Below are 13706 nucleotides of genomic sequence, written 5' to 3' on the forward strand. Positions count from 1 at the left end.
TCTAAAAATTGATGTAATGCTATAACAGCAGTGTGATAATGTGCGGAGCTTATTTATCAAGGGTGGAACATTTGAATATATATATGATTCTAAAATGAAAGGTTTTGGTTGTAAGAGTATGGCGATGAGTATTTGAAATTACGTGAATGTTTGTCTAAGAATAATTTCAGACAGGCATTGCACTGAGCCAGTGTTGGGTGTTCTCGTATATTAAGAGGTTATCCTAATTATTATTTTAATAACTACAATTATCGATTAAATTGAATAATCAGCTTATCAATGGGCATTTCAGACAGGCATCTGAATATTTGATGAACCAGCACTTGAATCGCAATCATTTTTTGTACTTTTAAAGCGGCAGACCATGACAGAGTTTGAATTTATTTATAATTTTCTAGTGCGGCAACACGATGATGATGTGTTGTTGGGTATTGGTGATGATGCGGCAATCGTGCGGCCGCGCGCAGGACATGATTTGTGTTTCAGTAGCGATATGTTGGTTTCAGGTAAGCATTTTTTTTCAGATGTTGCGCCTGAAGACATAGGACATAAAGTTCTGGCCGTTAATGTTTCGGACATGGCTGCGATGGGTGCAACCCCGCGTTGGGTTTTGTTGAGTGCTGCCTTTCCTGAGTTAGATACGCTATGGCTGAATAAATTTTGCGGCACTTTATTCGAGCAATTGAGTCAATACGGTATAAGCTTGATTGGCGGTGATACGACAAAAGGGAATTTGACATTCAATATCACCATCGTAGGCGAATTGCCGCAAGGGCTAGCATTAAAGCGTTCGGGAGCCAAGCTAGGAGATGATGTTTGGATTTCCGGCCAGGTGGGTATGGCTGCGGCAGCTTTGGACGGTTATTTGGGAAAGGTTGTTTTTCCTGAAGCGGTTTGGCAAGAGTGTCGGCAGAAATATCTGAGGCCGGTTCCAAGGGTAGCGTTGGGGCGGGAATTATTGCCGCTTGCACATGCTGCGCAAGATATTTCAGATGGATTGGCTCAGGATTTGGGACATATTTTGAAAGCTTCAGGGGTGGGGGCTGAGCTTTGGGCTGACCGTGTTCCTATATTGCCGGCTTTACGTGATTGTGCACCTGTTGAACAAATTCGTGCGTGGCAATTGAGCGGCGGAGATGATTACGAGTTGTTGTTTACTGCTCCTGAGGCAGTAAGGGCGCAGATTTTGGCTGCGGGAGAAGCTTCCGGCACACAGCTTGCACGTATCGGCAAGATTATTGAAGGCACTAAACTGCGTATTTTAGATGATGCAGGTGGTGAAATTCATTTGCATAAAACGGGGTTTGATCATTTTGGCTGAGTTTAAACCGAGCTTGCGTTGGCTTTTGCAGCGGCCCGTATGCTTTTTAGGATTTGGTTTTGGAACCGGCTTGGCGCCGTTTATGCCGGGCACGTTCGGCACATTGCCCGCATTACCAATGGCCTATCTGCTGATGGCTTCCGGTTTGTCTGCAGTGGGATTGTCTTCGGTTTGTTTGGTGCTGTTTGTGTTTGGCATTTGGATTTGCAATGTGACTGAACGGGAATTGGGTCTGCAGGATTACGGCGGAATCGTGTGGGATGAGATTGTTGCGATGATGCTGGTGTTGGCTTGGGTGCCGCAAAATTTAAGTTGGTGGCTGGCTGCATTTGTAGTGTTCAGATTGTTTGATATGTTGAAACCCTGGCCGATTAAATGGTTTGACCGGCGTGTGCATGGCGGCTTGGGTATTATGCTGGATGATGTGATCGCCGGACTGTTTGCTATATTGGTATTGCAAGCGGTTCAATTGATAATGCCTGTCTGAAAAATAGGGAGAACGATTGAGATGGAAAATTCTATAGAAGTGATTGTTGAACCACGCTATTTGGCAGATCAGAGTAATTTAATCAAAGATCGTTATATATTTGCTTATCATATCAAGATTCGTAATCATGGTGGTGAAACCGTAACGTTGAAAAACCGTTTCTGGGAAATTACCGATGCACACGGTGAGGTGGAGAAAGTATCCGGTGCCGGGGTTGTGGGCGAGCAACCGACGCTTTACCCGGGAGATGATTTTGAATACAGCAGCGGCACCCATCTTTCTACGCCGTGGGGCAGTATGAAAGGGTATTATGAATTTGAAGACGATATGGGTGGGCGGTTTATGGTACAGATTCCAGAATTTGATCTGAAAGCCAATATTATGTTGCAGTAATAATTTGATTTTTAAGAAGTAAATGCTTTGCTTGTGAATTGAAGAGGCTGTCTGAAAATGTTCAGGCAGCCTTTATCTTTATCATGCTCTGTAACTAAAAGTTAATTTAAGCTTGCATTAGTTAATTCCTTGTGCTGAAATGATACGAATCTGTGTTTAGGGCGCGTAGATATTCTGTGTTTCCGGAAGGTTGTACATTGAATGATTGATGCGTGCTAAGCGGTTGGCGTGGCAATTTAGTGCTTTTGGCAGATTATCGCTAAATCATTTTAAAACAGCTTTTATATTGGTTTACCGCCTTATTCTATTTAAATATAGATTAGATTTTTATGCGTAGATTGCTGCGAATAACATCATACAACCAATAACTTAGAGAATTTTGATCAGGAGGAACAATGGAAGGCCTGAAGAATTTTTTTGATATGGTAGGCGGCTGGGTCTGGGGGCCGGTAATGCTGGCATTGCTGGTTGGCACAGGCGTATTGCTGACCATCCGTTTGGTTGGTTTGCAATTCTCCATGCTGCCTTATGCTTTGAAGCTGGCTTTTTTTCCGCATCCGAAAAAAGATGATGGTTCAGATCATGAAGGAGACATTTCACATTTCGGTGCTTTGATGACGGCGCTTTCTGCGACCATCGGTACGGGTAATATCGCCGGTGTGGCAACAGCAGTCATTATGGGCGGCCCAGGTGCGGTATTTTGGATGTGGATTACTGCGATTTTCGGTATGGCAACCAAATATGGCGAGGGTGTGTTGGCGGTGAAATACCGTATTACCAATGCCAAAGGCGAGATGTCCGGCGGTCCGATGTACTATATTGAGCATGGATTGAAGCAAAAATGGCTCGCTCTTTTGTTTGCTTTGTTTGGCACGATTGCTTCGTTTGGCATTGGCAGTTCGGTTCAATCCAACTCTGTGGCGCAAGCTGTACATTCGAGCTTCGGTGTGGATCAGGTTTATACCGGCGTGATTTTGACTGTGTTGACTGCTATTGTGGTGCTGGGCGGTATCCGTAGTATCGCTACGGCTTCGTCGTTGATTGTGCCGATAATGGCTGTGCTGTATGTGGCGGGCGGTTTGGTAATCATTACTCTGAATCTGGATAAAGTGGGACCCGCCGTAGGCATGATTTTGAGTGATGCGTTTTCAGGGGCAGCGATTGCGGGCGGCGCAATCGGTACGGTTATCCGCTATGGTGTAGCACGTGGTGTGTTTTCAAATGAGGCGGGTATGGGTTCGGCGCCGATTGCAGCTGCGGCTGCCAAAACCGACCACTCTGTGCGTCAGGCGCTTGTTTCTATGACAGGTACGTTTTTGGACACTATTGTGGTGTGCTCGATTACAGGCATTGTGTTGGTAATGGGCTTAACACAAGGTGCCGAATTTACCCCTTTATTGGGTGAAGACGGTAAAGCCATTACCGGTGCTGTGTTAACAGGTAAAATTTTTGATCTGTTGCTGCCCGGTCCGGGTGGTTGGATTGTAACCATTGGTTTGATTTTTTTCGCTTATTCTACGATTCTCGGCTGGTGTTATTATGGTGAGAAATGTGCGGCTTATGTGTTTGGCGACCGATCGGCCAATATTTACCGTGTGATTTATGTGGCCAGCGTTATGATTGGTACTGTGGCGAGTCTGGATTTGGTATGGGCGGCAGCAGACACTTTCAACGGTTTGATGGCCGTGCCTAACTTGATTGCGCTGGTGTTTTTATCGGGCGTGATTGTGAAGGAAACCAAAGACTTTAAAGCAAAACGTGCAAGCGGCGATTTGCCGTAGTCTGATGCAATATTGGATGAATGCCTGTCTGAAATGCTTTCAGACAGGCATTATTGTTGGGCTGCGTAATTTACAAGCAAAATGTTATACAGTATCATTTCAGCTTTGTCGTATAGCTATGATGGATGAGTTTTAAGAAGACGGCAGTAAGCCCGTAAGTCAGCTATAAAGCGCTGTTTTTGGTTGAAGTGATTTAGCTATGGCAGCAGGGTAAATAGGGCGGCTGTATAAAAACGTTAAACTTCTTGTTCGCAATACTCAAAAAAGCGGCGCCAGATTAGAGAGAATGGGTGGTGCCGCTTGTTTAACTTGGTAACTTTAACCTGCAGAGGCTTGTTTTCAGACAGGCATATGCTATCAAAATACTGATACAAACAATGAATCTTTTATTAACCGGCCTGATCCAGCGCTTATTGCTGGCAGCCTGTGCCTTGATGTTTTTATGGGGCGTGTATTTTTGGGCAGTGGCCGAATGAGTATCTGTATCCATAATCTTACGGTGAGCTATCATCGAAAACCTGCCGTGCATCATATTGACATGGAATTTGATGCCGGTTCGATGTGGGTGATTTTTGGGCCTAACGGTGCAGGCAAGTCAACCTTGCTTAAGGCCATTATGGGTCTGCTCAAGGCAGATACGGGGAGCATCAAATGGCGGGGCATGAGCCGGAAAGATATTGCTTATCTGCCGCAGCAATCTGATATCGACCGCAATCAGCCGATGACTGTGCTGGAGTTGGCGGCTTTGGGGCTTTGGTATGAAATAGGCTTCTTCGGTCGGGTTAATGCCTCGCAAAAGGCCCGCGTAATGGATGCGCTCAAGCGTGTGGGCATGGAAGAATTTGCCCAGCGGCAGATTGCCCATTTGTCTAACGGCCAATTCCAGCGCGTGCTGTTTGCCCGCATGCTGGTGCAGAATGCCCAATTTTTATTGCTAGACGAACCGTTTAATGCTGTGGATGCACGCACGACTTATGCGCTGTTGGAAGTTTTGAAGCAGTGCAGCCGAGAAGGGCAGGCCGTGATTGCTGTGTTGCACGATTATGAGCAGGTGCGGGCTTATTTTCCGAACACACTTTTGATGGCGCGGGAAAAAGTAGCGTCAGGCAAAACAGAAGAAGTGCTGACCGATGCTTATTTGCAAAAGGCGGCTGAGTTGATGCAGAAAACCGAAGGTGCAGAGTGGTGCGCCGTGTGAGATAGAACGGTTTCAAACAGGCATGGTTCAATGCCTGTCTGAAACCTGCTGAAAAATGAATTTATACGAATTATTGGTTGCTCCTTTCGCCGAATTTGGCTTTATGCGCTATGCGCTGGCTTCGGTGGTGTTTCTTGCTTTATCGGGTGCGCCCGTCGGCGTGTTTTTGGTTATGCGGCGGATGAGTTTGGTTGGCGATGCGCTTGGCCATGCCGTGCTTCCCGGCGCGGCGGTGGGTTATATGCTTGGTGGGTTGAGCATGCCGGCCATGAGCTTGGGCGGTTTTATCGCCGGGTTGATGATGGCGCTGCTGGCCGGATTGGTAAGCCGTTTTACTAATTTGAAAGAAGATGCGAACTTCGCCGCATTTTATCTGAGCAGCTTGGCCATCGGTGTGGTGTTGGTGAGCCAAAGTGGCAGTAATATTGATTTGCTGCATCTTTTGTTTGGCTCAATTCTGGCGGTGGATTTGCTTGCTCTGCAACTGGTGGCAATCAGCGCAAGCGTTACCATCGTCACTTTGGCCGTAATTTACCGCCCCATGCTGCTGGAAAGCATAGACCCGCTGTTTTTGAAAGCGGTAAATGGCAAGGGCGGCTTATGGCATCTGATATTTCTGGTGCTGGTGGTGATGAATCTGGTGGCGGGGTTTCAGGCTTTGGGCACTTTGATGTCGGTGGGGCTGATGATGTTACCCGCGATTACCGCGCGTTTGTGGGCGCGGAATATGGGAATGTTGCTGTTTTTAGCCAGCGTGTTCGCATTATTGTGCGGTATCGGAGGTTTGCTGTTTTCATATTATGTGGAAATACCTTCCGGCCCCGCGATTATCTTGTGGTGCGGTGCGTTTTACGTGATTTCTATTGTTTTCGGTTGGGAAAGCGGGCTGGTGTCTAAATGGCTGCGCCGCCGGAAACACCATACTTATTAAAGGAGTAGAAGAATGAAACATTGGAAAATTGGCCTTTTGGCGTTTTGTGTATCCGGTGCGTTGCATGCCGCCCCTCTGCCTGTGGTATCGAGCTTCAGCATCTTGGGCGATGTAACCAAACAAATCGGTGGTGAGCGTGTGGCGGTGCAGAGTTTGGTTGGTGCGGATCAAGATGCACACGCTTATCATCTGACGAGTGCGGATATTAAAAAAATCAGCGCGGCCAAGCTGGTGTTGGTAAATGGTTTGGGTTTAGAGAAAGCCGAGCTGAGCCGAGCTGTGAAACAAAGCAAAGTGGCCTATGCCGAAGCGGCTGCCGGTATTAATGCTTTGAAAATGCCGGAGAGCGGGCACCATCACGATCATGGCGAAGGCGAACACCATCACCATGATCATGGAGAATATGATCCTCATGTATGGACCGACCCTGTATTGATGCAGAAATATGCAGCTAATGTGGCGGACGCCTTGATTAAAGCCGACCCGGCCGGCAAAACTTATTATCAGCAGCGTCTGAGTTCTTATCAGGGAGAGTTGAAAAAGCTGGATGCTTACGCAACGCAGAAATTCAACGCCGTACCTAAAGGGCAGCGCAAGGTATTGACCGGGCATGATGCCTTTGCCTATATGGGCAAACGCTACGGCATTATGTTTATTGCCCCGCAAGGCGTGAGCAGCGAGGCGCAGCCTTCGGCAAAACAAGTGGCAGCGATTATCCGCCAAGTGAAGCGCGAGGGCATCAAAGCCGTGTTTACCGAAAACATTAAAGATACCCGCATGATAGATCGTATTGCGAAAGAAACCGGTGCGAAAATCGGCGGTAAGCTTTATTCAGATGCTTTGAGTAACGGTGCTCCTGCCAATACTTATATCAATATGTACCGGCATAATGTAGATACCTTGAGCGGTGCAATGAAATAAATTTTTGGGCGGCATAAAATGGCCGGTGTCAAGCCATATTGAGCAATGCCTGTCTGAAATTCAGACAGGCATTGGTTATCTAATAGGAAAAAACGATAAAAAATAATGTTTTTATTTCTTGACTTTAAGCATAAAAAAGCGTTTAATAGCAGGTATTGAATTTACACGCCGATTTGACACAGCTTGCGGGCGTTTAAAACAGCTAAAGCGTACAGAGTTTTTCATTTAAGCTGTTATATTTTGGCCCGTTTGTGTGCAGACACAATCGGGCTTTATTCTGTTTCAGAATAATGTGAAGCAAACAAAGAAACAGAAGTAGGAATACACATATTTATGATTGTCTTAGATAAAGTAAGTAAGCGTTACCGCAGCAGTGATACCGGAGGTTGGTTTACCGCGGTTGAGCCGACCAGCTTGGAAATCAAGCAAGGGGAAATTTTTGGCCTGATGGGTTATTCAGGCGCAGGTAAATCCACATTGCTCCGTCTTATCAATCTCTTAGAGCGGCCTGATGAAGGCCGCGTGGTTGTAGAGGGGCAGGATTTAACCGAACTTTCACATGCCGCTTTGCGAAAAGCACGTCAAAACATCGGCATGGTATTTCAACAGTTTAATTTGTTGAGCAACCGAACCGTTGCAGAAAACGTGGCATTCCCGCTGGAAATTGCCGGTTGGGATAAAGCCAAAATCAAAGCACGAGTGGCTGAGTGTTTGGAAATCGTACATTTGAGCGATAGGGCGCAACATTATCCCGCTCAGTTGTCCGGCGGGCAAAAACAGCGTGTCGGTATTGCGCGTGCGCTGGCGCCCAGCCCGAAAGTGATTTTGGCCGACGAGCCAACTTCTGCATTAGATCCTTTCACCACGCGGAATGTACTGGCGTGTTTGGAAGAGATTAATAAAAAATTTAATGTTACAATTGTTATTGTTACACATGAGATGAGCGTTATCCGCCGTTTATGCGACCGCACCGCACTGTTGCATCATGGCAAGCTGCTGGAAGTGGTGGATGTGAATAATAACCAAATCCACGCCCGATCAGAAATCGGTCGCGAACTGATTCGGGAGGATTGATTATGTCTGATCTAACTTTTGCCCAAGCAGTGGATAATCTGTGGGGCATGAAATCCGAGATATTGAAAGCCACTTGGGAAACCTGCATCATGATGGGCATTTCCGTTCCGGTTTCCGTATTTTTCGGCACACTGCTCGGCATCGGCATGTTTGCTACCGGTAACCACATGCTCTTTTATAACCGCACGGCCAATAAAGTTTTGGATAATGTGATTAACCTGATTCGTGCGTTTCCTTTTGTGATTTTGATGGTGGCAATGGGGCCGTTGACCTTGTTGGTGATTGGTAAAAGTATAGGCCCGTATGCCGCTTCTTTGATTTTATCCGTGTCCGGCATGTTTTATTTTGCCCGCTTGGTGGAGCAGAATCTGCGTGAAGTGCCACGCGGTATTATAGAAGCGGCAACCAGCATGGGCGCATCGCCTACCGCCATTATTTTCAAAGTGTTGCTTTCCGAAGCACGATCAGGCATGGTGTTAAGCATTACCGTGCTGAGCATCGGTATTTTGTCGTACAGTGCGGCTGCCGGTATGATTGGCGGCGGCGGTTTGGGCGACCTGGCTGTTCGCTATGGTTATCACCGCTTTCAAACCGATATGATGGTATTTATCGTGGCCGTATTGGTGTTGGCTGTGATTGTGATACAAAGTTTGGGTAATTTGATTGCCCGTAAACTGGATAAGCGCTGAGAAATTGAATGCCTGTCTGAAAATTTTCAGACAGGCATTATAGAAAATGTTGGTAAGCCATGGCTTGGCTATCGATACTGATATGAAACACCCCCTATTTAACACACTTACATTTTAAGGAGCTTGATATGCAACCTAACACATTGTTATTCAAAACCCTCTCAGCCGGTGTTATCGCCATTGCGCTGTCAGCATGCGGCGGTCAAAAAGATAATGCTGCTCCTGCCGCATCAGGTGCTTCTGCTGCGCAGGTCGGTGCTGAAAAAAGCAAAATCGTATTCGGTACTACTGCCGGTGATTTTGGCGATATGGTGCGCGAGCAAGTGAAACCTGCTTTGGAAAAGCAAGGTTATCAAGTTGAGTTGGTTGAGTTTACAGATTATGTGCGCCCCAACCAGGCTTTGGCACAAGGCGAGTTGGATATCAATGTGTTCCAGCACAAACCTTATCTTGATGATTTCAAAAAAGAACACAAATTGGATTTGGTAGAAGTTTTCCAAGTGCCGACTGCGCCTTTGGGTTTGTATCCCGGCAAATTGAAATCGTTGGATGAGGTAAAAGAGGGCAGCAGCGTTTCTGCGCCGAACGATCCTTCAAATTTTGCCCGTGTTTTGGTAATGTTGAATGAATTAGGCTGGATCAAGTTGAAAGACAACGTTGACCCGCTCACTGCATCGAAAAAAGACATCGCAGCCAACCCGAAAAATCTGCAAATCGTAGAGCTGGAAGCTGCGCAATTGCCGCGTAGCCGCCAAGATGTTGACTTTGCGGTCATTAACGGTAACTATGCAACCAGCTCAGGTATCAAGCTGACTGAAGCATTGTTCCAAGAGCCGAGCTACGCGTATGTAAACTGGTCTGCCGTGAAAACTGCCGATAAAGACAGCAAATGGTTGAAAGACGTGGAAGCTGTTTATAACTCTGAAGAGTTTAAGAAATATGCGCAAACCCGCTTTGCCGGTTACAAATACCCTGAATCATGGGGTCTGAATGCAGCACAAGGCGCGAAAGCAGAAGCGGCTTCAACCGTTGCCGCATCAGCAGCTTCTAAATAAAGCCGATTTGCAAGATATAGTCAATCAACTTGCATAACAATAACGACGTCATATTCGGGTTTGAACCGAGTATCTTCCTAAAGTTATTGGAATTCAAGATACTCGGGTCAAGCCCGAGTATGACGGGTATGCTATTTTTAAGTTGGCTCGTTATATAAAAATGCCTGTCTGAAAATTTTCAGACAGGCATTTTTTGATTATGCGCTTAAACCGCTTCGGCTTCCTCTGCCAAGAAACAGCGCAGTTTTTGCATGGCTTTGGCTTCGATCTGGCGGATACGTTCGGCAGATACACCGTATTCTGCGGCTAATTCGTGCAGGGTTAAGCCGCCGTCGTCTTGCAGCCAACGTGTTTCTACAATGCGGCGGCTGCGATCGTCAAGCTTGGCCAATGCGTTTTGCAAGCCTTCGGTTTGCAGGGTTTGGCTGGCTTTTAACTCGATTTGGCGGGTCGGTTCGCTATCGTTGTCGGCCAACCAGTCGATGGGAGCATAGCTGTCTTCATCATCGCTGTTGTCGGCCAGAATGCCGATATCGCGGCCGGTCATGCGTTGTTCCATTTCCATAACTTCGGAAAGTTTCACGCCCAGATCGTCTGCTATATCTTGAGCCTCTTTGGGAGAAAGAGCACTCAGGCTTTTGCGCATGCTGCGCAGATTGAAGAACAGTTTGCGTTGCGGCTTGGTGGTGGCTACACGAACCAAACGCCAGTTGCGCAGAATGAATTCGTGAATTTCTGCTTTAATCCAGTGTACGGCGAATGAAAACAGGCGTGCACCGCGTGAAGGTTCGTAGCGTTTTACCGCTTTCATTAAGCCGATATTGCCTTCCTGAATTAGGTCGGCTTGGTTGAGGCCGTAGCCATCGTATCCGCGCGCAATCGATACAACCACGCGCAGGTGGGAAAGAATCAGTTTTTTGGCGGCTTCCAAGTCGCCTGCGATTTGACGCTCCGCCAAACGGGTTTCTTCCTCGGCGGAAAGCATAGGAATATTGTTAACGGTATGAATGTACTGCTCCAAACTGCCGTGACCGCTTGGTACGGGTAATGCAAAAGCGTGATTCATCGTCATTGTATGTCGTTTCCTTTTTCGTTGTTTTTATCGTTTGTGGCGAAGGGGCATTGTAACATTGTTGATTTGTTTCGTGTCAGTTTGCCCCGACACTTGTCTATGTTCTTATTAGACACAAATTTTGTGTTTGGTTTTATATTTAATAGGTAAAATTTTGTATTTTATAAAATTTGATTGTTTTTGAATATTTGAGTGTATTTGTCGGGATTGAACGTCATGCCTGTCTGAAAGTGTTTTCAGACGGGCACTGGTTTAGCTTCTGCGTTTGTAGCCTAAACCGAACAATATGGCGGCTGATAGGGTTAATAAGCTGATTAGCGGCCATGAACTGCCGAGTTTCATATAAGGGGTTTCTCCGCTGTAACCCTGAATTTCGCCTTCCAATGTGGTAACGGTATCGGCAGGGGCGGATAGTGTGATGCGGCCTTTGGGATCGACAATGGCGGTGGCGCCGGTGTTGGTGGCGCGAACCATGTAGCGGCCGAGTTCCAGCGAGCGTGCTTGGGATTGTTGGAGGTGCTGGTACATGGCGTTGGATTTGCCGTACCAAGCGAGGTTGCTGGCGTTGGCGAGCAGGCTGGCTTGTTTGGCCGGGGCGATGAGTTTGTCGCCGAATCCGTCTTCATAACAAATATTAAAAGCGATTTTCTGGTTGCCCATAATCAGCGGCTGCTGGTTGTTGCCGCCACGTTTGAAGTCGGCCAGCGGCATGTTCATCATTTGGTAGAGCGGTTCAGTAATGGCGGGCAGGGGTTTGTATTCGCCGAAAGGGACGAGATGGTTTTTGGCATAATAAGGCAGGTCGTCGGGTTTGGCAGGATCGTAGGCCGACATATTGATGACGGCGTTTTCGTAATTGGTGCCGTTATCGGTAAATTGGGCTATGCCGATGGCCAAGGCGCTGCCGTTGGCTTTGGATTGTTCGGAAAAATAGCCGAGTATTTCAGGGGGAAGCTGTTGCCGCATCACGGTAAGCGCGGTTTCAGGCAGGATAACAATATCGGCGCGTGTGGCGGAAACCATGTCGAGATAACGCTGTATGGTCGGCAGCACTTGGGCTTCGTCCCATTTCAAGGTTTGCGGGATATTGCCTTGCGGCAGAGCAACGGTGGCTTTACTGCCATCGGGCTGAGTGAATTCTATTTGGCGCAACAAACCGCCGGTAAGCAGCAGGGAGGCGAGGGCTGCGGCGCTGATGATGCGTTGTTTGGTTTGCCCGGGGTTGTCGATAATCAGCGCCAGCCAGGCTCCGGCAAAAGCTGTCGCGAGTGTAACCAAGTGTATGCCGCCAAGAGGAGCGAATCCGGCCAGCGGGCTGAAGTCGGCAATTTGCGAATAACCTAAAGCGCCCCAGCCGAAGCCGGTAAGCAAACGTTCTCGGGCGAATTCGGTAAGTGTCCAATACACGGGTAGGGCAATACCGGTTTTCAGAGGTCGGCTGAGTCGGGTTTTCTGCCACAGCCACACGGCCAGCATGGGAAACAGGGCCAGATAAGCGGGCAGTAGGAAGGTTAGTGGTATGGCATAAATATTGGGCAGGCCGGAAATATCGTGCAGGGCGGTGTGTATCCAGTAAAACTGGCAGACATAGGCAATCAGGCCGAATAAATAAGCGCTGAGTGTTTGACGCTCGGGACGTAATTCAAGCAGGCGGATGAATGCGCCGAAAATGAGCGGCATCAGCCAGAAGTTGTAATAAGGTGCGAACGTAAACGGGGTGGCGGCGGCCAGAATAATCAGTAGCGGCCAGTAAACGGTAGGTTTTTGCCAGAGTGTGTCGAAACGGGAAAATGCCATAATTATAGATAGTGTGTGAGTAATGCCTGTCTGAAAAAGTGTTCAGACAGGCATTATATAGTGATTTACTACATAGCCTAGCAATCCGCTGTTTTCTAGACGGATTTAGTGTGCTTCTTTCTTGCCAAAGGCTTTTATCAGCGGCAGCACCACGGCGCATACGATAGAGCCGATAATTACGCCTATTACCAAGCTGGCAAGGCCGCCCATCAAACCGTCGGCCCAGCCGCGCGCCTCGAGGAAGTGGTGAAGGCTGCCGACATAGTGCACAAAAATACCGCCGCCGACCAAGAACATGGCAATCGTGCCGGCCACGCTCAGAAAACGCATAAACCATGGCATAAAGCCGATAATGCCTTTGCCGACGGTGGCGGAAGCGCCGCCTTGCTGTATCATTTTCAAACCCAAATCATCGGCTTTTACAATTGCGGCCACCAAGCCGTAAACAGCGATGGTAATGCCGATACCGATGGCGGAAAGGGAAATGATTTTCACGCTGAGCGGTGATTGTGCCATCACGCCCAGAGCGATAATGATAATTTCGGCAGAAAGGATAAAATCGGTGCGGATGGCACCGCGGATTTTGTCTTTTTCGCTGGTCACTTCATCGGGTTTTACACTATCGCCGGCAGGTGTTTCTTCATCTTTATGCAGAAATTTATGCAGCAGCTTCTCCACGCCTTCGAAGCACAGGTAAGCGCCGCCTATCATCAGTAGCGGCACAATCAGCGAAGGTGCGAATACCGAGAGCAGCAACGCAACGGGAATCAGAATGGCTTTGTTGACCAGAGAACCTTTCGCTACCGCCCACACAATCGGCAATTCGCGGTCGGCGTGTACATCGGTAACTTGGTTGGCATTCAGTGCCAAATCGTCGCCAACCACGCCGGCGGTTTTTTTTGCTGCCATTTTAGTCATTAGGGAAACGTCGTCGAGGATGGAAGCGATATCGTCGAGCAGGGTAAAGAGGGTGGAAAAAGCCATTTT

At 47.8% G+C, this 13706-nt stretch carries 13 protein-coding genes; 10 read left to right on the plus strand and 3 right to left on the minus strand.

All coding sequences use genetic code 11. From position 1 onward, the window contains the following. The first annotated feature begins 364 nt into the window (after positions 1-364). The 10 genes from thiL to AKG09_RS01280 all read left to right on the plus strand — a co-directional run bounded on the left by thiL (position 365) and on the right by AKG09_RS01280 (position 9850). The gene (gene thiL, locus AKG09_RS01235; protein WP_054617687.1) at positions 365-1321 is read left to right on the plus strand and encodes a thiamine-phosphate kinase; all 957 of its coding nucleotides are present in this window, start codon (positions 365-367) and stop codon (positions 1319-1321) included. After that, positions 1314-1808 (plus strand): phosphatidylglycerophosphatase A, encoded by a 495-nt coding sequence (locus AKG09_RS01240; protein ID WP_054617877.1) that lies wholly within the window; start codon positions 1314-1316, stop codon positions 1806-1808. Before thiL ends, AKG09_RS01240 begins: the two co-directional genes overlap by 8 nt. 21 nt (positions 1809-1829) lie before the next feature. Beyond that, positions 1830-2201, plus strand: a complete 372-nt coding sequence (apaG, locus tag AKG09_RS01245; RefSeq protein WP_054617688.1) for a Co2+/Mg2+ efflux protein ApaG — start codon at positions 1830-1832, stop codon at positions 2199-2201. A 395-nt stretch (positions 2202-2596) separates the two neighbouring features. Continuing rightward, positions 2597-3982 (plus strand): sodium:alanine symporter family protein, encoded by a 1386-nt coding sequence (locus tag AKG09_RS01250; RefSeq protein WP_054617689.1) that lies wholly within the window; start codon positions 2597-2599, stop codon positions 3980-3982. A gap of 472 nt (positions 3983-4454) precedes the next feature. Further along, positions 4455-5180 carry a metal ABC transporter ATP-binding protein gene (locus AKG09_RS01255; protein WP_054617690.1) on the plus strand — a complete coding sequence of 242 codons (726 nt, stop codon included), beginning with the start codon at positions 4455-4457 and terminating at the stop codon, positions 5178-5180. Positions 5181-5235: 55 nt separating this feature from the next. Next, complete coding sequence (locus AKG09_RS01260; protein WP_054617691.1) at positions 5236-6111, plus strand: metal ABC transporter permease; 876 nt, start codon at positions 5236-5238, stop codon at positions 6109-6111. Positions 6112-6123: 12 nt separating this feature from the next. Then, positions 6124-7032 carry a metal ABC transporter solute-binding protein, Zn/Mn family gene (locus AKG09_RS01265; RefSeq protein WP_054617692.1) on the plus strand — a complete coding sequence of 303 codons (909 nt, stop codon included), beginning with the start codon at positions 6124-6126 and terminating at the stop codon, positions 7030-7032. A 333-nt stretch (positions 7033-7365) separates the two neighbouring features. Beyond that, positions 7366-8106, plus strand: a complete 741-nt coding sequence (locus tag AKG09_RS01270; protein WP_054617693.1) for a methionine ABC transporter ATP-binding protein — start codon at positions 7366-7368, stop codon at positions 8104-8106. 2 nt (positions 8107-8108) lie between these two features. Continuing rightward, on the plus strand, positions 8109-8795 hold the full coding sequence (locus tag AKG09_RS01275) for a methionine ABC transporter permease (RefSeq protein ID WP_054617694.1): 687 nt from the start codon (positions 8109-8111) through the stop codon (positions 8793-8795). Positions 8796-8923: 128 nt separating this feature from the next. After that, positions 8924-9850, plus strand: a complete 927-nt coding sequence (locus AKG09_RS01280) for a MetQ/NlpA family ABC transporter substrate-binding protein (RefSeq protein WP_054617695.1) — start codon at positions 8924-8926, stop codon at positions 9848-9850. A gap of 205 nt (positions 9851-10055) precedes the next feature. Here the strand turns inward: AKG09_RS01280 and rpoH are convergent, their stop codons facing one another. The 3 genes from rpoH to AKG09_RS01295 form a co-directional block, all read right to left on the minus strand. Then, positions 10056-10916: an RNA polymerase sigma factor RpoH gene (gene rpoH, locus AKG09_RS01285; RefSeq protein WP_054617878.1), complete on the minus strand. Its 861-nt coding sequence runs from the start codon at positions 10914-10916 to the stop codon at positions 10056-10058. A 258-nt stretch (positions 10917-11174) separates the two neighbouring features. Then, positions 11175-12719, minus strand: coding sequence for an apolipoprotein N-acyltransferase (lnt, locus tag AKG09_RS01290; protein WP_054617696.1), 1545 nt, complete (start codon positions 12717-12719; stop codon positions 11175-11177). Positions 12720-12824: 105 nt separating this feature from the next. Beyond that, the gene (locus tag AKG09_RS01295; RefSeq protein ID WP_054617697.1) at positions 12825-13703 is read right to left on the minus strand and encodes a DUF808 domain-containing protein; all 879 of its coding nucleotides are present in this window, start codon (positions 13701-13703) and stop codon (positions 12825-12827) included. Positions 13704-13706: the final 3 nt, after the last annotated feature.

It is taken from the genome of Neisseria sp. 83E34 (assembly GCF_001308015.1).
Taxonomy (GTDB): Bacteria; Pseudomonadota; Gammaproteobacteria; order Burkholderiales; family Neisseriaceae; genus Neisseria.

What these genes read in the sequence shown, in the direction of transcription:
- thiL (WP_054617687.1), top strand. Translation starts at nt 365, where the DNA reads ATGACAGAGTTTGAATTTATTTATAATTTTCTAGTGCGGCAACACGAT.
- apaG (WP_054617688.1), top strand. Translation starts at nt 1,830, where the DNA reads ATGGAAAATTCTATAGAAGTGATTGTTGAACCACGCTATTTGGCAGAT.
- AKG09_RS01250 (WP_054617689.1), top strand. Translation starts at nt 2,597, where the DNA reads ATGGAAGGCCTGAAGAATTTTTTTGATATGGTAGGCGGCTGGGTCTGG.
- AKG09_RS01255 (WP_054617690.1), top strand. Translation starts at nt 4,455, where the DNA reads ATGAGTATCTGTATCCATAATCTTACGGTGAGCTATCATCGAAAACCT.
- AKG09_RS01260 (WP_054617691.1), top strand. Translation starts at nt 5,236, where the DNA reads ATGAATTTATACGAATTATTGGTTGCTCCTTTCGCCGAATTTGGCTTT.
- AKG09_RS01265 (WP_054617692.1), top strand. Translation starts at nt 6,124, where the DNA reads ATGAAACATTGGAAAATTGGCCTTTTGGCGTTTTGTGTATCCGGTGCG.
- AKG09_RS01270 (WP_054617693.1), top strand. Translation starts at nt 7,366, where the DNA reads ATGATTGTCTTAGATAAAGTAAGTAAGCGTTACCGCAGCAGTGATACC.
- AKG09_RS01275 (WP_054617694.1), top strand. Translation starts at nt 8,109, where the DNA reads ATGTCTGATCTAACTTTTGCCCAAGCAGTGGATAATCTGTGGGGCATG.
- AKG09_RS01280 (WP_054617695.1), top strand. Translation starts at nt 8,924, where the DNA reads ATGCAACCTAACACATTGTTATTCAAAACCCTCTCAGCCGGTGTTATC.
- rpoH (WP_054617878.1), bottom strand. Translation starts at nt 10,916, where the DNA reads ATGAATCACGCTTTTGCATTACCCGTACCAAGCGGTCACGGCAGTTTG.
- lnt (WP_054617696.1), bottom strand. Translation starts at nt 12,719, where the DNA reads ATGGCATTTTCCCGTTTCGACACACTCTGGCAAAAACCTACCGTTTAC.
- AKG09_RS01295 (WP_054617697.1), bottom strand. Translation starts at nt 13,703, where the DNA reads ATGGCTTTTTCCACCCTCTTTACCCTGCTCGACGATATCGCTTCCATC.